The organism is Enterobacter chengduensis (assembly GCF_001984825.2).
Classification (GTDB): domain Bacteria; phylum Pseudomonadota; class Gammaproteobacteria; order Enterobacterales; family Enterobacteriaceae; genus Enterobacter; species Enterobacter chengduensis.
Genome location: NZ_CP043319.1, coordinates 88,976 through 106,698, shown reverse-complemented (window position 1 = coordinate 106,698; position 17,723 = coordinate 88,976). Strand labels below are relative to the sequence as shown.

Sequence of the window (17,723 nt, the reverse complement as noted above, 5' to 3'; positions counted from 1 at the left end):
CACTTCCTGCGCTTATGTTGCACAGAAGGAGTAAGTACGGAATCTCTTGTCTTTTTTCGCGCACGGGTTATACTCCCATACAGAAGCAACAACTTCTGCATGATTTGTTAAGGACCCCGTTAATCTCGCGATGCCGCCAAGTATCTAAGATTATCGGGGTTTTTGCTTTTCTGGGCTTTGCTAACTAACCACCCAGAACCTGCCACCTTCTTCGGCGTGACAACCTAATAAATTCATTTAGAACAATAAGTTCTCCGACTTTATCACCACAACAATGCAGGATCAATTTTTAGGATCTATCCGGCAGCAGGATCAAACATCACCTCTGGAGCGATGCGCTTCTGCGTCTCGTTTTAAGCTTTCGAACAGCTCAAGTGGTACAAGATAAAATGCCGGCGCGCTACGGTTCAGAATAGCAATAGCATCACCCTCTGCTGACTCGACAGTCCCTAACGGATCCCTTTTGAACTCCGTGATACCAGCGACTTTCGTGCAATGTATCGGATGTGCCATAACTCCTCCTGATTTACAGATAGCACCTACGAATTATTGTATCGTAGCATACAATCAGACACTTAAAAGCATCATTAACTAATATTATGATCGCAGATCAAATCCAGTTAAGTGTCGCCTTACATGATATAGTACATCAACACACAGAATATATCTCTAAATTTCAAATACATACGGCTCTTAGTGGATGATGTCTAAACTCGTTTCTTCAAAAAAAAATTCCAACTCGCTCCCCAGGTTTTAAACCTGATATCCAACAGCAGAGAACCGATGACAATCAAGAACGGCAATCTGCAGTATGTAGCGGTAAACCAAGCTTTTCTTCGATTATTAAAACTCCCCAACGATTATCCGATTGTAGGAAAAACGTTGGACCAGCTCCCTACCTCCTTAGCTTACCTCTCACAACGAATACATAAGCAGGAGGAACTCGTTATGGAACATGAAGATAAGTTTTCTTCAATCGTTACGCATCCAATAGGTGAGAGCAACTCCATACATGCCCTATGCTTCGAATCTAGACCCTATTACGACGATGACGGGATCTGCTCAGGAACGATGCTTCAAGTTAGGCCTGTTGATATTTTTGGGCCAGACAGCTTGCTATCGGGAGACGTTCCCAAATCGTTGGTATACAGGGTACCGTCTGAGATATTCACAAATGCTGAATGGGAGGCCATCTTCTTAATCTCTCTAAAATACAGCAGGAAAATGATGTCTCGAATATTAGGAACCTCTCTTAAAGCGGTAGAACACAGAATCAGCCGATGCCTGCAGAAAACCGGGACCTCGTCTGGAGCCGAACTATTAGACTTTTGCAAAAAGAATAACTGGGATGCATATGTTCCCCCTCGTTTTTTAAAGCCTCGGTTTCGACTATTCAGAGCTGCTCCTGATGCGTATCTAGTTGACTCATCACTAAGCAGACAGTAGTCTTCAAAGGTCACAGTAAATCCTGTGATCGGGCGTGAGAACCCGTATCTACACGTGCACATAGACACGCACAAGCGTGTTTTTTTGTGTACTGAACCAGCACATCTTCGTAATGGCGGTTCAGGTAGGGCAACCGTAAGGTTGGCCGGTACCGTGTAGGCCGGTTTCTCACCCCTGCCTGGGCTGCCACCAGAGCGTGAGAACTCCTTGGTAGCCGACATAGTATCTACACGGGAGCTTCATCTATGATGTGCAAGAACCTATCAAAAATTTCTATATCCCCCTTAGCAAATGAACATGCCTTTATAGGCCTAGCTGCTAAAGCTCACCCTCATCAGAAATCCTTCGCCCATACCACATGTCGCGACAAGGTCCATGGGGTTTCTCCCCATTAAAGGGGATGCATATTGCGCGTAAATTTACTACGTATAGATTTGCTAGGGGACTTAACGATGATTAATGAAAACACTATTAACGCCCTGCATAGCGTATTTCCTGAGCTTTCCAGAAAACAGTTAGAAATCGTTACTCTGTATGCTCACGGTAATGCATATGAGACAATCGCTGACATTTGCAATATTTCTGTTGAGACAGTCCGCTCGCATCTGAAGCGAAGTACTAAAGCTCTGAACTTAAAAAGTAACGATGCAATGCGTGCAGTTATATTGTCACGCTCATACTTTTTCATGATTTCATTGATGATCACAAATTAATCAAAAAATGCACCCTTGAGGGTGCATTTTTAGGATTCAGCCTATTTACACTTTACTTCATTATACAGAGAAACAAAAATACGCACAGTTCCTTAAGTATTGCCGCCAATTTTACTTAAGGGACTAACCTACAAGAGCATCCTGAGCCATGAAGGCGCTCGAACTACAGCATGCAAACTTAAGTGTTTGTTAGTAAGACTGTTTCGCCTTCATGGTTGAGTATGTTCGACCCCATTGAACTTGAATTATCCTTTCATGGATCAATTCTGCGCGAAGCGTTCAAAAATGAATATTGAGACTGTATGTAACCAACAATGGTATCTTGCTCTCTATATTACCGGGGGCAAAAACCGCGAGAACTTATTCGACTGGCTACACGACAGGAGAATAACTCCATGGACACCTTTATCCTTAACGCAAATACGGCGTGCGGATGCCCCGCATGTTTTCAGAAAAAGGATCTCGGCCGTTTTCCCAGGATATTTCTTCCTTAAGGCAGATTTCGAATCACAGAAAATAGATATGATTCGGGCGCACTCTGCATTCTGCGACTTTGTGAAATTCGGCAGTAAAATTGCCCCTGTGAATACAAGGGTAGTCGAAGCATTAATGAAGAAATACCCCGACCCGACTCATCACCCTGCTGCAAGAGCTGAACTCGAAGCGGCATCAGATATCTGGCTGACAAAAAGCCAATACAAACGCCTTACGCAGTTAGATAAAACGGATCATCCCATATCCCGGACTGCAATGCTGTTCGATATGATCACCCATGCTGATGCGTGGGGATTTTAAAATGTACTTAACCGAGCCTCTTAAGCTGGTTCAAACCAGTTTTACACCATCCCTTTAGTTTCCCCCGTTCACGGGGGCTTTTTTTCACCGTTTTCCGGCAATGACGTCTGGGCTGGCCCTGCCCAATGAACACCCTCTGTTCCTGTAGCCAGCCTGCTTTCAGGCTTCTTTCATTCTGGCGGAATGAAGGTACAGACGTCATTGCCAGAAACCGGAACCAGAGAGAGACAAACCATGCAATCCACCCAGGAACAGGTCAGCCATCTCTTGTGGTGCATTCTCGTAGCCTTACGTACGGCAGTCGAAAACCATCACATAACCTCAGAGCGTGGCAAACGTAGATTCATCACAGAATGGCTAAGCGGAGCACGAAGAATACCAACATTCAAAGGGATGAGTAGCGAGTTTATGACTATCCGGCAGTTGCTCGAAAACGAACGAAATCGTCCCATTGATGACGTCCTGACTGCGCTCTGGACCAACGCTGTTTCAACCGGGAACTGTGATCTGTTTCGTTTTCGGGCAGTTCTTAATTCACTTCTCGGCCTTGGCTGGAAGCACTGCCTTTGCCCCTGGCCTGAGCAGGTTGTAACTGAAATCATGGAACGCCAGCGAAATCGTAAGAACCACATCCTACAGTTCACCCGTATGGAAGAAGCATTTACCGCGACAGGCTCAATGGCTTCCCCCGTCACGCTTCAACTCCTCCTGAAAAAAAATGAAGATGATGAGGTAGAAAAGTCTTTCTATCTCGATCGTTTCTCTGTTGTCCGTGGCCGCGATATCTCACTACCCAAAGCCACTCTTCGCACACTCTATATCGGACATCACACACTGCCGGAGTCAGCATGGGGTGCCCGTGAAGGCGTCCGCTACGGAGATGTATGGCGCCCTGACCTTCATTAATCTTTTTGCCGAGGCTTAATCATGAAAACGCATACATTGGGCGTGCTATGTTCCCTGCTGGCGTTATATGGCTGCAACGGAGCTACTACTTCAAACCAGGCTCATCACCGTAATGAAATCGGGCAGTATCAGAAAAACGAAACTGCATACATTCCTGTCAGAGCCAGTATTTACGAGCTTTCCACTCCCGTAACGCCTGAACTAAAGGAATTGCTTGAACAGCCAGGTGCAAAAATATCTTTAAGACCGGTCAGCGCTTCACTGGGAGACGAACTCACGGAACTGGTCGCTAAAGGGGACGTCAGACTGCTCTACGATATGTCAGGAGTCACAACCAACAACAAGGCATTACTTTTCTCTGTTTCAAATTACTCCGCTCAACAACACGCAACGACAGGGGAGAAGAAGAAAGAAAATGTCGTGGATGATCTCTCATTAGTGATAACGCCGGCTCTTTCCGCAGACTCTGCATTAATGCAGATGACCGTAGAGCTTTCCCGGACCACTGGCAGCTCAAAAAATGAATATTCCCGTTACGCTATCAACTTCCGACAACTTCTCAGATTAAAAGGTGGACAGAAGCTCAGTGTTGCTCTTCCCCTCAATGACGAAACGAACCGCCTCATTATCATCTCTCAAAAAACATAACCGTCCCGACTCGTCACTTCCTGCTCCCTTTCATACCTGTATTTCACTAACAACTAACTCCGGAGTAAAAAACATGAAACATATTACCCTTGCCGTATTGCCGCTTATCCTGAGCGCCTGCTCATCCTCACAGCCCGATCAGCGTATTGACATTACTCACGGCAAACCAGCCTCTGTCCAAAAAGTGGTTTCTCTCAGGATGGATGCGCCGCTCAGCCAACCTGTTACTTTCGACAACTCAGACAGCGTACGCTATGTAAATTCGGTCACTACGGAAGATGGGAAAATCGTCAGTAAGGAATACCGCACTCTCTCTTATGGAACCACGGTCAGGGCTGTCGTCAGCGATGCAGGGGATGACAAACAACTCGTTTCACTGGCGGTACGACACGCCTGCCATCCCGAATTATCAAAACTCTCAGCTGGCTCAGCCGAGGAAGGGATAGACCTGCCCTCGCAAAATTACATAACTCAACAGCAAAAAATTCTGATAGCGCGCGGAGACGATGTTCTGATCAGCGGTATCGGTTTTGACGCGAACTGTGCTTTTCCACGTATTACCGTTCACCCCACCGAATAACCCCGGGGATCATCATGAAAAAACTTGCCCTGCCCCTGTTAATACCGTCGCTGTTAAGCAGTTGCGCGGGATTTAATAACCGTAACATTGCTCCTGACACACCTGCGCTCGTGTTTGTCGACGGCCAGATCAGCGATAGTGCCGATATCATTACACAGACACAGCGGCGAATTGCGCCTCCGGCGGCCACTCCCGTTCCCGTACGCCAGCCGACATCTGTAGCGGTAACATCGCAGACCTCCCCGCTGCCGCAACCAACAATGATGGCCTCCTCCGCAAAACAAGTCAGCTCAGTGAGCCCCATCATGAATCCAGCGCTGCCGGCACTCACATTTACCGGCACACCAGGTCCCGTTGCCGTTCTGTCATTATCACAGGTGCGTAACCTCACTTTCGAACAGTGGGTCAGGCGCATCATTCCGACTGGCTGGACGCTGAACTATGAGAATGCCCTGCGACCTGTACTGAATACCCGTATCGTCTCGGTCGACACCAATGACCAGTGGACCAGGGTGCTCAACCGTCTGCTGACAGAGCAATCCATCCAGGGTCAGCTGGACTGGGATCGTCATGCCGTCACATTGCAGCGAAAGGGGCAAACCGCTCAGATGACCGTCCCTGCACTGTCCACTGGAAACCTCCCTGCGCCGCCACAGGCGTCTGGCGCGCCGAGAAATCCGTTCAGCGGACCGGAGGTGACCCAACCCATACCGACGGCAGCGGTTAAAACCAGCACATCCTCTGTAACAACAAAACCGATGAAGGCACCAACAGCGGTAGTTAAAGCACAACCAGCCACCGGGGAACCAGTCGCACCTGTGGTTCAGGGTAAAACCTGGCTGGCGCCATCGGGAACGACTCTTCGGGAAATGTTGATGAAATGGGCGCAGGATACCCGCTGTGAATCAGGCGCATCATCGCACTGGACGGTTATCTGGCCAGTATCCGTGACGGATTATCGGCTTGACGCACCACTGACCTTCCGCGGCTCATTTGAAACCATGCTCGGTCAGATGTTCGACCTTTACCGTTCAGCACAGAAACCGCTTTATGCTGAAGCTTCCCGCATGCAGTGCGTGGTATCTGTCACAGACACTCCGGCAGGTCGGTGATGGGCTGGGTCATACTGGCAATCAGCATGATATTTTTCCTGATTGTCGGTGATATAGATTCGCAACAAAATCAGACCAGCCGGACTGCAATACAGACGCAGAGCGGCCAGCTTTATGCCTCCCAGATCCTGACTATCGCCAACCGCGTTAACGACTGGCGTTACAAAACTGGCCAAACGAATGGCACAGTTCCAGTTGACCAGCTGGGTCTTCCCTTTACTCCCGACGCCCGGATCCAGTACCGGTTACTTCAGAGTAGATTGTGGGTCTGGATGCCGGAACAAGCTGGACTCGTTGATGCCTTACGGGCACAGAGTCGCGGTTCGGCACTCATCGGCACCATGAGAAGCGGCCAGTTAATCTGGCTTTCCGGTCTGGCCACCGGGCTCACGGCTCCACAGGGCGTTCCTGAAGGCGCTGTGGTTTACCTCAACTAATCCGGATTTCCCCCATGAAGAAAACCCTTTTGCGGCGCCTGCTGATGGCGTCCTGCTTTGCCATGCTCGCAGGTTGTACCTTCTCTGAAATCAACAAAATGCAGACTAAGGCACAATCTGACGCCACGGTAGCCCGCGCACAGGCACAGCTCCCGCGAACACAACATCAACAACCACTGACCTGGACGGAGCGTCAGTGGATTAATCCGAGTCCTATCCCGGTCGCCGTTCGTGAACGGAACCACCAGGCTCCGTCATGTAATATCACCCAGGCAAAAAATACTATTACGCTACAGGAACTGGCACAACGCATCACCGCGCTGTGTGGAACCCCCGTTATTTTTACTCCTGACGCCCTTGATATCAGCCAGAGCAGCGTCAGTACCGGCGTCACACGCCAGATGAGTGGCACACTACCACCACCTGATGACAGCGGTCGGACGCCACTGGCCAGTCTGGGGGGCGTAACTTCTTTGCCGACTGGAGGAACCAGCCAGCCCCTGAACCTTACCGGACTGATGTGGCAGGGAGACCTGGGCGGACTTCTGGATCTGATGGCCAGCCGTAGCGGTCTCTACTGGCGAATGGATAATGGAACTATCGTGTTCTATCTGATGGAAACCCGGACCTATTCGCTGGCCATGCTGAACACTAAAACGTCCAGCACGTCGAGCGTCAGCTCAGGGACGACCAGCAGTATGGGAGCCACCAGTGGTACAGATAACTCCGCCTCCGGCGAATCCACAACCTCCCAGAGCACAACCACGGGGCAGGAATACGATTTGTATGCTGATCTGCGAAAAGCTGTGGAGTCGATGCTGACCCCGAACAAAGGTCGCTACTGGCTGTCCTCCTCCAGCTCATCACTGATTGTGACAGACACGCCGTCAGTACAGGCCGCTGTGGCCCGTTATGTGAACGAGCAAAATCTCATCATGAACAGACAGGTAGCCCTGAATGTTGAAGTCCTGAGCGTCGGTAACTCACGAAACGAAGATTTCCGGATTGACTGGAACCTGGTGTACAAGTCACTGCACTCTGCTGGCGCCACGCTTAACAACGCGACAGGGGATCTCACTGGTGGTATTTCTGCCGGCGCGTCCATTCTTGATACCGCTACTGGTAATGCCGCGAAGTTTGCTGGCTCCAGCCTTCTGCTGAAAGCATTGTCAGAACAGGGCGATGTCAGCGTCGTCACTTCTCAGTCCAGTACCGTGACTAACCTGACGCCCGTGCCTATTCAGATGGCAGATCAGACGGTCTATGTAGCGCAGTCGGCTACAACGACAACCACCGATGTCGGCGCCACCACAACGCTGACGCCTGGGATGATCACCACCGGTTTCAACATGACCCTGTTACCGTTGATTCAGGAAACAGGTAACGTTCAGCTACAGGTAAACTTCAACCTGTCAGATCCACCGACCATCCGTAACTTCACGTCAAAAGACGGGAACTCTTACATCGAGATGCCATATACCAAACTGCGCTCTCTGAGCCAGAAGGCAAATCTCCGGGCCGGGCAATCGCTGATCCTCACTGGTTTTGATCAGAACAATACCTCCGTCAATAAATCCGGCACCTTTACGCCAGGGAACCCGCTCCTGGGCGGAAGTCAGTCAGGTAAAAACGAACGGACCACTCTGGTCATCGTGATCACACCGACATTCCCGCAAAGTTCCGGAGGCTGAAATGAAGGATGAGGATTACCTGTTTACAATCCGGGATGGAAAATCCCGCAGCCGTTACTGGCTGGCGGGGATGGACTGGGCGCCAACGGAAAGACAAAAATTTCGGCTGCCGCCATTTCAACCAATAAAATCACGTTCCGGAAGAACAGACGGCATCGGCGTCCACACCTCAACAGGACAGTTCAATAAACGGGACACAGGGCAATCAGTCGCTGGGAGTGGCAGATTGCCCGTCCGTCATCGCCGTCACCAGCTCTTTTCGCTGGCACTCGCGTTCTGTGCCAGCACACGAAATGGATACGGCATTTATCGGTTGAGTAGTACCGACTTCGTGTTTCTGGCCAGTATTAATGGTGTGCCTGCCGTCACTGCCGATAAAACAGGGAGTGCGGACAAAATGCAGGGGCTGCTGACACTGTTCCTGAGCATGAACGAACCGCCCCCAGAAGGCTGGGTCTGTCTGGCATCAGTGGAAAACCCCCTTGATGCTAACAGCCTCTTTGCCGGACTATCTGCACGCAGGCGACAGCAATGCCGTGTGCATGTAGATGGACTCCGGAGGCAGCGCTGGTTACTGGCTTGCGCGATACTGCTGCTCAGCACAGGCGCCATTGCCTGGTGGCAGACGGCCACACCACCGGAGGAACCGGTACTCACCGCTGAAGAAATACAGGCCAGGGCGCGCGCAATGTTCGCCAGTCAGGCAAAACCTAAGGTTTTGCCTCATCCCTGGGCACGCGAGGTAACAGCCCAGGCTCTGATTGATGATTGTCAGAGAAAGACCGATCCGGCGCTACATGTTCTGGGGAGCTGGAAACTGGCATCCGGGACCTGTTCTCCTGACGGTATAACCCTTTTGTACCAGATTATGCCCGGTGGCACAGTCGAGGGGTTTCTCGCTCGCAGTCAGGAAGTCTTCGGTGTCACGCCAGTATTCAATCTTAAGGAGGGGGGGCGGGAAGCCCGAATTTCATTACCGCCCCCGGACAGACCACTCAGGGATGAAGCAGTGCCTGACAGTTCATTGCAGCTCATCCGCATCCTATCCTGGTTCCAGCGTCAGCAAATCACACTCAACATCACCGATGTAGCCATGCCTCCAGTCCTGCCGGGGTCGAACGGAGAACCGCCTCCTGTGCAGGACTGGCAGGAATACGCGTTTAGTTTTTCCGCGCCCCTCCCCGCCATCATCTTATTCGACGGTCTGGATGAAACTGGTATCCGACTTACCCGTTTAACATTCGAGCTGAACGGAAGTGCGTTCAGCTATACCACTGAAGGTAAAATTTATGCGTCAGCAAAGTAAATTTCTTCGGCAGGCGACACTCTGGCTCCTGCTGCCAATATTCGGGCCTTTACCCGTTCAGGCCTCTCAGTCCACGAACCAGCAGGTATCACCGCCAGCAGGGAACGTGATACCCGGTGTGACAAAGGGACAGCTTGAACAGCTGCATATCCGAAACGTCATTCTTCAGGCAGAAGTTCAGGGCGCGCAACTGCAGCGCCAGCTTGAGGAAAATCAATCCAGCGTCGGCACTCCTGCCACCGCTCTTCCCGGTGCCTCCTTCGGCGATACTTCACTGCCTGGCCAGCCTGCACGTCCGGTTACTGTGAGTAATCGCCCTGTCGTGCTGGAGATTAACGGCCGCGATAAAAACCTCCGCGCCACACTACAACTGCAATCAGGACTGTCATTGGTCGTATCACCCGGAAGCCGTATTCCAGGAATGGAGAGCACAGTCAAAAGCATTACCTTAGCCGGAGTCACACTCAGCGATGGCACACTGCTTGCCTTTGGGGACTAACCATGAGCGCTATTACTGCAGAATCTCTTCTGCTGTTTGATGACGGTGACAGGAAAGAAATCCTCATTGATACCAACCAGCGAGTCGACCCAGGTGTACAGGCCGCGCTGATGGACTTAATGAACAAACATCCGGGGATCAAACATCGGTTTGTCACTCTCTCAGACTTACGAGAGGCGCGAAAAAAGCAGGAAGCTCAACCTCAGGCCAGCGATAAGACAGGATTAACTCTGGCAGACCTGGATGGAGACAGCAGCCAAAGTGAACAACGGATCCTGAACTATTTTTCAGTGGCCAAAAAGCTCGGTTCCTCAGATATTCACTTTCTCATTTCAGATTCACTCTTCCAGGTCAAAATGCGCGTCCACGGCTATTTGCATGTGGTGGATGAACGTCGGCGGGAGGAAGGTATATCCCTCTGTGCCACCTGTATTCTCTCGATGTCGGATGTGTCAGAAACCAGCTTCTACCCACACCGGGAACAGGATGCACGACTCTCCCCGGCAATGATGCGGAAAATAGGTCTGTTTGGTGCCCGCTACAGTCACCGCCCAACTGGCGATGGGCTGATTGCGGTTATGCGACTTATTCCGGATGACGGTAACAACGTACCTGACTTCCTGCAACTGGGTTATCTACCCGAACAAATCAAGCTGCTTAAACGCATGATTGACCGACCTGAAGGTAAGATCATCCTCTCGGGGCCAACTGGTTCCGGTAAATCCACCACGCTCCGTACCGCCTGCCGTGAATATCTGGATACCAACCCCGGGCAACACCTTCTGACCATCGAAGACCCACTTGAGGGGCAGGTCGTGGGAGCTGTTCAGACGCCAATCATCTGCGACAAATCAGATGAGGAAGCAGTACGTATCGCCTGGGGAAAAGCTATCTCGTCAGCGCTGCGACTGGATCCGGACGCCATTATGGAGGGTGAAATGCGTGACCTTGTCTCGATGCTGGCCACCATTTATGCCGCCCAGACCGGACACCTGGTGATGACAACCCTGCACACAAACTCAGCACTCGGCATCCCGGAGCGTATGGTTACGCTCGGTGTTAACGAAAATCTGTTGTGTGATGCCCAGCTTTTAATCGGATTAATCAGTCAGCGTCTGGTACCCACACTATGTCCGGAATGCCGTATATCCTGGCAGGATAAGGTCAACACCTTAAGTGACGAGGAAAAGAACTGGCTGGAGAAATACTGCAATATTGAAGGCGTCTGCTCGACCGACAGGCTCTATTTCCATAACCCGGACGGGTGTGAAGCATGCACACAGGTAGTGGAGATCAACGGCCAGGTGCGTGGCAAAGTCGGTCAGGGTATCAGGGGACGTACCGTCATTGCTGAGGTTATCGAGACCAATAACCGTCTTTTTAAGCTGCTGAAAACTGACGGCAAGGTTGCGGCTCGCCAGTTCTGGATAAACAACATGCAGGGGATCAGCCGTGTCCGGCACGTTCTGCATAAAATCAACGAGGGGCTGGTCGACCCGCTGATGGCCAACCGGATCATTCCACTCGATGAAGATGAACGTCTGGAGGTGGATGATGCGTGAAATGCACTTCCTGAAACGACTCCGATATAACCTGGTCCGTAAGACGTTCAGCGGTCAGTATCGTGTTCAGTTCTATGATGCGCTGCGGTTTCTGATTGAAAACCGACAGAAACTAAAGCCTTCACTGGAGAAAATGCGCAATGCATGGACGAACTTCGGCCAGAACTGGCATCCCTACGTTGAGCTGACGGACGACTGTATTGATGCGTTAAGGGAAAACAGCGGCGAAAAAACGCTGGAGCGCACCCTCACCCGGTGGCTACCTGCCGCAGAAGCTTCCGTTATAAGCGCCGGCATACGCAGTGAGTCACTTCCACGCTCACTAAGATACGCCTGTGCCCTGACCCACGCGGGTAAGCGTATTCGCGCAGCTGTATGGCAGATGGCCATCTATCCGATTGGTTTTGCCATCATGTTGTCCAGTTCCATCTATGTACTGAATGCCGAACTACTTCCTACGCTGACAGAAATCAGCCCGCCAGAGAACTGGACCGGGGCGCTAGGGTTTCTTTACGGGATCTCAGTGTATTTCAGTGAGTATGGAGTGATAACCGGCATCGCCGCCACCGCTTTAATTATCTGGACGGTCTGGTCACTCCCGCGCTGGCATCGCCCTGACAGGCTTCGTCGTATATTCGACGGGCTGATGCCATGGTCGGTTTATAAGGATATTCAGGGCGCGACCTTCCTGTTGAATATCGGTGCACTGCTACAGTCCGGCGTAAGAACCAAAGACGCGCTGGAGATCCTGCTGGAAACGGCATCCCCCTGGCTTGCTGTGCGTATTGATGCGATTACCGAACATGTGCGTGAAGGTAAACATTTCGGACTGGCCCTGAAGGACTGTGGTTACGATTTTCCGTCGCAGGAAGCGGCCAACTTCCTCTCCCTTTTGCAGGGTGATGGAGACGATGAAATCATCATTAACTACGGACAGCGCTGGCTTGAACAAACCCTGGAGCGCGTAGCAAAGCGCGCTGTTGTAATCCGCGGACTCATGTTCCTGGCAATGATCCTGATGCTTCTGCTTCTGGTCCTTGTCGTTATGGATATTAATGCCCTTAACAGCTCGTCGGGCTCTTTTTAAATGAGGAAACATCATGCAATTTAATTCTGAACCAACTTCTCAGCCATACAAACCAACTAAGGCGCTTTCGCAACACCGCGGCTGGGGCTTCCTGGAGCAGGGCAGCATCGCGCTAATCGTACTGGTCGTCATCGGGATCGTCCTGGCGGGATACTTCGCCCTCAAAAATAACGTCAACGTAGGTAAGGAGTCGTCGAACATTCAGTCGCTCATCACAAGCACCCAGAACATGATGAAAGGAGGAGATGGATACACATTCACTTCCGGTGCCAAAATGATGGGCTCGCTTATCCAGATGAAACTTCAGCCTAAAAGTATGACTGTACGTGGTACCCCCTCTTCCGGCACCGCCACGCTTTATAATGGATGGGGTGGAGCCGTGACACTGTCACCTGTCACAGTCTCCGGGTTCTCAAATGGATTCTCTTTGACCTACGAAATGGTTCCTCAGGGTGCCTGCGTCTCGCTCGTCACAGCACTCAGTCGCGCCAAAATTGCTGATGCGATCACCATCAACTCCACGGCGCACAGTGATGGGGTTGTGACAACTGAAGAAGCCAGCGCGCAATGCACAGCTGACAATGGCAGCACAGGTACCAACAAGCTGATCTTCACGATGAACAGCTAAGGAGACAACATGCGGAGAGAACGCATTCTCTCCTGCCGCCTGGTAATGACGCTGCTCATTCTGTCCTTTTCCTCCGGCCCATTGATGGCCAGCACGAACTCCCCGCCTGCGACTTTTGATGCCTGCTTTAACAATGCCGGTGCCCGATACCAGATCGAGCCACTGCTGCTTAAGGCAGTGGCCAAAGGGGAGTCTTCGTTCCGTCCATGGGTCACAAACACCAACCGGGATAAAAAGGGTAATCCGGTCAGCACGGACTATGGGTTGATGCAGATTAACTCAACCCATGTTCCTAAGCTCGTCCGGATGGGTGTCATCCAGGGGGCAGAAGACCTGCTGAAGCGCCCCTGTCTGAACATTCAGATAGGGGCGTGGATCCTGGCCAGCCACTTTCAGGTATGTGGTGTGACCTGGAATTGCCTCGGGTCTTACAACGCTGGATTCCGTAAGGATCGGCACGAAACCCGTGAGCAATATGCCAACCGTATCTGGGGGTTCTATCTGGAGCTGAAAGGTCTTCGAGTCTGTCGACAGGTGAAAGGAAAGCGAATATGCGAACCATCATAGTTACGAGTCTGACGACAGCATGGAGTCTGCCGTTACTACTGGGGTTCGCAATCATTGGCAGAGTCCTGATGTGCCGCGTGCTCGAATTTCTGGAGGAGCACCCGATAAACGTTAAGGAACAGAAAACAACCTTGACGGCAGGGATTTGGTTCTTCGCTACTTTCAGTATGATCGCTGCCCTTGCACCGGTTCCTGTTGCTGATCGGGCAGCTGCCATAGTGATGATGGCCTTCCTTCTTCAGGCCGGGAGCACAGACGCAGTCAGTGGATATCTGCCACGAACCTTCACAGTACGGCTGTTACTTGGGGGATTGCTCTGGGGAGCAGCATCAGACGTTTCAGTTGAAAGTATATCTACACAACTGGCGGAGATCGCAGCAACAGTCAGTCTGATGGCACTACTGAGTGTCCTGGTAAACCGGGGCACTCAGCGTCTGGGTCAGGGGGATTTATGGCTGATAACTGGCCTGACTGCCTGGATGGGTGGGAAAGATGCTGCACTGGTCACTCTGTTTGGAGCAGCAGCCTTTGTTCTCTGGCTGCTAACCTGGAATGTATCGGGGAAAAAAGAGGGACCGCTGGGACCCTGGCTTTGTCTTAGCGGGAGTATTTTCCAGCTCACTCTTCTGTATCAACCTGTATGGATATCGATTCTATGAAAAAGCATGATCGTGGCTGGGCAAATCTTGATGTCGCTCTGTCGCTCCTTGTTGTGATGGCAATGGCCGTCTTTGGACTCACTAAATACAAGGACTGGCAACAGGAGAAAAACTGGCAGGTTGAAGCAGCCCATATCAGTACCTACGCAGCAGCTGCGCGTGGCTACGTCGGGCGAAACTATGCCACGCTGTTAAGTGCAACCAGCACTACCGCGCCGACAGTGATCACCACAGCCATGCTTAAAAATACCGGTTTTCTGCCGTCCGGTTTTACCGAAACAAACAGCCAGGGTCAGCGTATGAACACGTACCTGGTCAGAAACGGGCAAAACACGGAATTGTTGCAGGGAATGGTGGTATCAAGCGGTGGAAGTGTATATCCGGCCAAAGCATTGAGGCTGATATCGAGGGACATCAAAACCGGATTCGGAGGATACATCGATGACGGTAAAACTGCCACCGGTGCCTTGCGGACTTGGAAAATCCCGCTGAGTAGCTACGGAGCTACTTCCGGAAATGGACATATCGTCGTGCTCCTCTCAACAGATGAGTTATCTGGTGCACAGGAGGATAACGACAGGTTGTACCGTTTTCAGGTTAATGGCCGCCCCGACCTGAATAAAATGCACACAGCAATAGACATGGGGGGAAATAATCTGAACAGCGTCGGTACCATTAATGGTAAGACAGGAACATTCAGCGGAAATGTGAGTGGTTTAAATGGTATTTTTTCCCAGAATATTACAGCGGGAGCACAGGTAAAAGGAGCTACAGTCCGTGCTGACAGTGACATCAGCGCCGGACGCAATATTACGGCAACAAACGAGGTCTCTGGTGCCACAGTTAAAGCAACAGGCAACCTTTCAGCTGGCGGTGTTTTGCAACTGGGTCAGGTAAACGTTGCAGGTATAGCCTGTTATCCGAATGGGCTGATAAGCCGTGATGCCAGTGGTGGCGTACTTTCCTGTCAATCCGGTGTGTGGAAGGGTACAGGCATAACCGAGGGTAATTACACTGTTCTCGGGACATTTAAAGGTTCTTACTCCGGTACGAATAATACAGGAAAGCAATATCGCCTGTACGTAACAGGCGGCAATCCACCTAGCAAAAAAATCAACTATGGAGATGCTGATAACTGCGTTAATACATACTCGCTCGTCGCTGAAGTTGGGGGGCTGTACGTTGCAAGAGATTTAAATGGCAACTCTCAGTGGCAAAAATCAGGGACAGTGAACTTTGAAGTCCCGGATGGGTCTTCATTTTCTATTGTCTCAAATGGAATGATGTCTTACGGCTGTGACTACGGATCGTTCACTGTCTTTCGTTTCCAATAACCTTGACAGTCTGATATGAGAAATGTGCTGGTTGTGTAACGTGTTGCAGATTATTTACCTGTACTCTGTCGTCTTAGCTTACCAACAGTCAAACTCCACAACTCTGAATGTTAGTGGGATTTAGCGATAAATAACGGCAGTTAAGCAGCCTTTTGATCAGTGGTAGGTGACGAGATTGAAACTCCCAGGTGAGCATCCGTAAGAGGGTAAGGGGTTTGACGTTACACTAAACGTCGATCCCGCTGGGATAATGAAGTTTATAGTTCCGGATTTACTCCAATCTGAGTTAGCGGTACCAGCCGATGTAATGATACGTCCGTCAACCATACCTTTAAGATCCCATGTATTACGGCAATTGTCACCGTCTTTAATTCCTCTATCTATAGTGGAAACGCCGCCGGAAGCGTAAACCGTCATCGGGCGGCCAGTATCGTTAACCGATGTGTAAGTGGAAACAAATGCCCCTAGCGAAGAGTAACTACCGTTATAAATGGAGCCGGAAATCCACACACCGGATTGACAGTGTTATTGCATTTTTCGCACAAGGCTTTATTTTCTTCGCCTTTTGGGAGTAATGATGTCTTCTGTTGCGCGTATTAGAAAAATGTCTCTCAGTCGGGGCCTCGATAAGTATTACGAGTCGGTATCAGTTCACAAAAAGGGACATCTTCAGGAATTTTACCGGGTCAACGTCATTAAGCGTCACCCACTGGCTAACCGGAACATGGATGAGATCACCACAGTTGATATTGCAGCCTACCGTGATGAAAGGCTGATGCAGTTCAACCCAAGGACTGGGAACCCTATCACTGGCAATACAGTAAGGCTTGAACTGGCGCTTTTATCATCTCTATTCGGGATCGCTCGCGTGGAATGGGGAACCTGTCGAAGCAACCCAGTCGAACTGGTACGTAAACCTAAAGTATCCAAAGGTCGTGATCGCCGCCTGACATCCAGTGAAGAGCGCAGACTGTCCCGTTATTTCCGGGAACGAAACTTAATGCTGTATATAATTTTTCATCTCGCGCTTGAGACAGCCATGCGGCAGGGTGAAATCCTTAACCTGCAATGGGAATACATCGACCTGCAGCACGGCGTAGCACATCTGCCCGATACCAAGAATGGCTCATCACGAGATGTTCCTCTCTCACGTAAGGCTCGTAACCTGCTTCAGATGATGCCGGCCCAGCTAAAAGGTAAGTTGTTTTCCTATACGTCATCCGGTTTCAAAAGCGCCTGGCGGAATGCCCTCAAGGAACTCTCTATCGAGAATCTGCATTTTCATGATCTACGGCACGAGGCCATCAGCCGTTTCTTCGAACTCGGTACGCTGAACGTTATGGAGGTCGCAGCTATATCAGGCCATCGCTCGATGAATATGCTAAAACGCTACACCCATCTGAGAGCTTACCAGCTGGTCAGCAAGCTGGACGCGCGACGGCGCCAGACTCAAAAGATCGCCCCCTACTTCGTGCCCTATCCTGCCCAGGTCGAGCAGGACAGCGAAGAATCAGGTGACATCAAGGTAATGCTATGCGATTTCGAAAATCTGACAGTATCAGCGCCGACTCGCGAACTTGCTTTGGCCCGCGCCAGCGAACTGCTACTGCGGACACTGGCTCTTGCAGCCCAGCGCGGCGAACGAGTCCCCGCGCCGGGAGAGCTTCCTGTCAGGACAAACAATCACATCATGATATGTCCGCTTAACCCCGACCTGGCACTGTCGGCCCAGGTATAACTTTTCTTCTGGAGG

Annotated in this window: 18 protein-coding genes; all 18 read left to right on the top strand. The window is 50.9% G+C overall.

Annotated elements, in window-relative coordinates; genetic code table 11:
* The first annotated feature begins 783 nt into the window (after positions 1–783).
* The 18 genes from FY206_RS25895 to FY206_RS25140 all read left to right on the top strand — a co-directional run bounded on the left by FY206_RS25895 (position 784) and on the right by FY206_RS25140 (position 17,708).
* Entirely contained in the window at positions 784–1,446 is a 663-nt protein-coding gene (locus FY206_RS25895) for a helix-turn-helix transcriptional regulator (protein ID WP_022650063.1), read from the top strand.
* A gap of 452 nt (positions 1,447–1,898) precedes the next feature.
* A complete protein-coding gene (locus FY206_RS25220; RefSeq protein ID WP_022650064.1) occupies positions 1,899–2,159 on the top strand; it encodes a helix-turn-helix transcriptional regulator in 261 nt (86 codons plus the stop codon).
* 285 nt (positions 2,160–2,444) lie between these two features.
* Complete coding sequence (locus FY206_RS25215; RefSeq protein ID WP_032623570.1) at positions 2,445–2,954, top strand: transcription termination/antitermination NusG family protein; 510 nt, start codon at positions 2,445–2,447, stop codon at positions 2,952–2,954.
* 234 nt (positions 2,955–3,188) lie between these two features.
* Positions 3,189–3,860: a hypothetical protein gene (locus tag FY206_RS25210; protein ID WP_022650066.1), complete on the top strand. Its 672-nt coding sequence runs from the start codon at positions 3,189–3,191 to the stop codon at positions 3,858–3,860.
* A 21-nt stretch (positions 3,861–3,881) separates the two neighbouring features.
* Complete coding sequence (locus tag FY206_RS25205) at positions 3,882–4,508, top strand: hypothetical protein (protein WP_022650067.1); 627 nt, start codon at positions 3,882–3,884, stop codon at positions 4,506–4,508.
* Between the two features lie 73 nt (positions 4,509–4,581).
* Positions 4,582–5,088, top strand: a complete 507-nt coding sequence (locus FY206_RS25200; protein ID WP_022650068.1) for a hypothetical protein — start codon at positions 4,582–4,584, stop codon at positions 5,086–5,088.
* Between the two features lie 14 nt (positions 5,089–5,102).
* The gene (locus FY206_RS25195; protein WP_032623573.1) at positions 5,103–6,200 is read left to right on the top strand and encodes a toxin co-regulated pilus biosynthesis Q family protein; all 1,098 of its coding nucleotides are present in this window, start codon (positions 5,103–5,105) and stop codon (positions 6,198–6,200) included.
* Entirely contained in the window at positions 6,200–6,637 is a 438-nt protein-coding gene (pilM, locus tag FY206_RS25190; protein ID WP_022649971.1) for a type IV pilus biogenesis protein PilM, read from the top strand. Before FY206_RS25195 ends, pilM begins: the two co-directional genes overlap by 1 nt.
* A gap of 14 nt (positions 6,638–6,651) precedes the next feature.
* Positions 6,652–8,328 (top strand): PilN family type IVB pilus formation outer membrane protein, encoded by a 1,677-nt coding sequence (gene pilN, locus FY206_RS25185; RefSeq protein ID WP_022649972.1) that lies wholly within the window; start codon positions 6,652–6,654, stop codon positions 8,326–8,328.
* Position 8,329: 1 nt separating this feature from the next.
* Complete coding sequence (gene pilO2, locus FY206_RS25180; protein ID WP_022649973.1) at positions 8,330–9,634, top strand: type 4b pilus protein PilO2; 1,305 nt, start codon at positions 8,330–8,332, stop codon at positions 9,632–9,634.
* On the top strand, positions 9,618–10,133 hold the full coding sequence (gene pilP, locus FY206_RS25175; RefSeq protein ID WP_022649974.1) for a type IV pilus biogenesis protein PilP: 516 nt from the start codon (positions 9,618–9,620) through the stop codon (positions 10,131–10,133). Before pilO2 ends, pilP begins: the two co-directional genes overlap by 17 nt.
* A 2-nt stretch (positions 10,134–10,135) precedes the next feature.
* A complete protein-coding gene (locus tag FY206_RS25170) occupies positions 10,136–11,695 on the top strand; it encodes a GspE/PulE family protein (RefSeq protein WP_022649975.1) in 1,560 nt (519 codons plus the stop codon).
* Positions 11,688–12,782, top strand: a complete 1,095-nt coding sequence (locus tag FY206_RS25165; protein WP_032623575.1) for a type II secretion system F family protein — start codon at positions 11,688–11,690, stop codon at positions 12,780–12,782. The genes FY206_RS25170 and FY206_RS25165 overlap by 8 nt, the downstream gene beginning before the upstream one ends.
* Positions 12,783–12,795: 13 nt before the next feature.
* The gene (locus tag FY206_RS25160; protein ID WP_022649977.1) at positions 12,796–13,410 is read left to right on the top strand and encodes a type 4 pilus major pilin; all 615 of its coding nucleotides are present in this window, start codon (positions 12,796–12,798) and stop codon (positions 13,408–13,410) included.
* Between the two features lie 84 nt (positions 13,411–13,494).
* On the top strand, positions 13,495–13,977 hold the full coding sequence (locus FY206_RS25155; protein ID WP_045261878.1) for a lytic transglycosylase domain-containing protein: 483 nt from the start codon (positions 13,495–13,497) through the stop codon (positions 13,975–13,977).
* On the top strand, positions 13,962–14,636 hold the full coding sequence (locus FY206_RS25150; RefSeq protein ID WP_022649979.1) for a prepilin peptidase: 675 nt from the start codon (positions 13,962–13,964) through the stop codon (positions 14,634–14,636). Before FY206_RS25155 ends, FY206_RS25150 begins: the two co-directional genes overlap by 16 nt.
* Entirely contained in the window at positions 14,633–15,970 is a 1,338-nt protein-coding gene (pilV, locus tag FY206_RS25145; protein WP_022649980.1) for a shufflon system plasmid conjugative transfer pilus tip adhesin PilV, read from the top strand. Before FY206_RS25150 ends, pilV begins: the two co-directional genes overlap by 4 nt.
* A 574-nt stretch (positions 15,971–16,544) precedes the next feature.
* Positions 16,545–17,708: a site-specific integrase gene (locus FY206_RS25140; protein WP_301741653.1), complete on the top strand. Its 1,164-nt coding sequence runs from the start codon at positions 16,545–16,547 to the stop codon at positions 17,706–17,708.
* Positions 17,709–17,723: the final 15 nt, after the last annotated feature.

What these genes read in the sequence shown, in the direction of transcription:
- FY206_RS25895 (WP_022650063.1), top strand. Translation starts at nt 784, where the DNA reads ATGACAATCAAGAACGGCAATCTGCAGTATGTAGCGGTAAACCAAGCT.
- FY206_RS25220 (WP_022650064.1), top strand. Translation starts at nt 1,899, where the DNA reads ATGATTAATGAAAACACTATTAACGCCCTGCATAGCGTATTTCCTGAG.
- FY206_RS25215 (WP_032623570.1), top strand. Translation starts at nt 2,445, where the DNA reads ATGAATATTGAGACTGTATGTAACCAACAATGGTATCTTGCTCTCTAT.
- FY206_RS25210 (WP_022650066.1), top strand. Translation starts at nt 3,189, where the DNA reads ATGCAATCCACCCAGGAACAGGTCAGCCATCTCTTGTGGTGCATTCTC.
- FY206_RS25205 (WP_022650067.1), top strand. Translation starts at nt 3,882, where the DNA reads ATGAAAACGCATACATTGGGCGTGCTATGTTCCCTGCTGGCGTTATAT.
- FY206_RS25200 (WP_022650068.1), top strand. Translation starts at nt 4,582, where the DNA reads ATGAAACATATTACCCTTGCCGTATTGCCGCTTATCCTGAGCGCCTGC.
- FY206_RS25195 (WP_032623573.1), top strand. Translation starts at nt 5,103, where the DNA reads ATGAAAAAACTTGCCCTGCCCCTGTTAATACCGTCGCTGTTAAGCAGT.
- pilM (WP_022649971.1), top strand. Translation starts at nt 6,200, where the DNA reads ATGGGCTGGGTCATACTGGCAATCAGCATGATATTTTTCCTGATTGTC.
- pilN (WP_022649972.1), top strand. Translation starts at nt 6,652, where the DNA reads ATGAAGAAAACCCTTTTGCGGCGCCTGCTGATGGCGTCCTGCTTTGCC.
- pilO2 (WP_022649973.1), top strand. Translation starts at nt 8,330, where the DNA reads ATGAAGGATGAGGATTACCTGTTTACAATCCGGGATGGAAAATCCCGC.
- pilP (WP_022649974.1), top strand. Translation starts at nt 9,618, where the DNA reads ATGCGTCAGCAAAGTAAATTTCTTCGGCAGGCGACACTCTGGCTCCTG.
- FY206_RS25170 (WP_022649975.1), top strand. Translation starts at nt 10,136, where the DNA reads ATGAGCGCTATTACTGCAGAATCTCTTCTGCTGTTTGATGACGGTGAC.
- FY206_RS25165 (WP_032623575.1), top strand. Translation starts at nt 11,688, where the DNA reads ATGCGTGAAATGCACTTCCTGAAACGACTCCGATATAACCTGGTCCGT.
- FY206_RS25160 (WP_022649977.1), top strand. Translation starts at nt 12,796, where the DNA reads ATGCAATTTAATTCTGAACCAACTTCTCAGCCATACAAACCAACTAAG.
- FY206_RS25155 (WP_045261878.1), top strand. Translation starts at nt 13,495, where the DNA reads ATGGCCAGCACGAACTCCCCGCCTGCGACTTTTGATGCCTGCTTTAAC.
- FY206_RS25150 (WP_022649979.1), top strand. Translation starts at nt 13,962, where the DNA reads ATGCGAACCATCATAGTTACGAGTCTGACGACAGCATGGAGTCTGCCG.
- pilV (WP_022649980.1), top strand. Translation starts at nt 14,633, where the DNA reads ATGAAAAAGCATGATCGTGGCTGGGCAAATCTTGATGTCGCTCTGTCG.
- FY206_RS25140 (WP_301741653.1), top strand. Translation starts at nt 16,545, where the DNA reads ATGATGTCTTCTGTTGCGCGTATTAGAAAAATGTCTCTCAGTCGGGGC.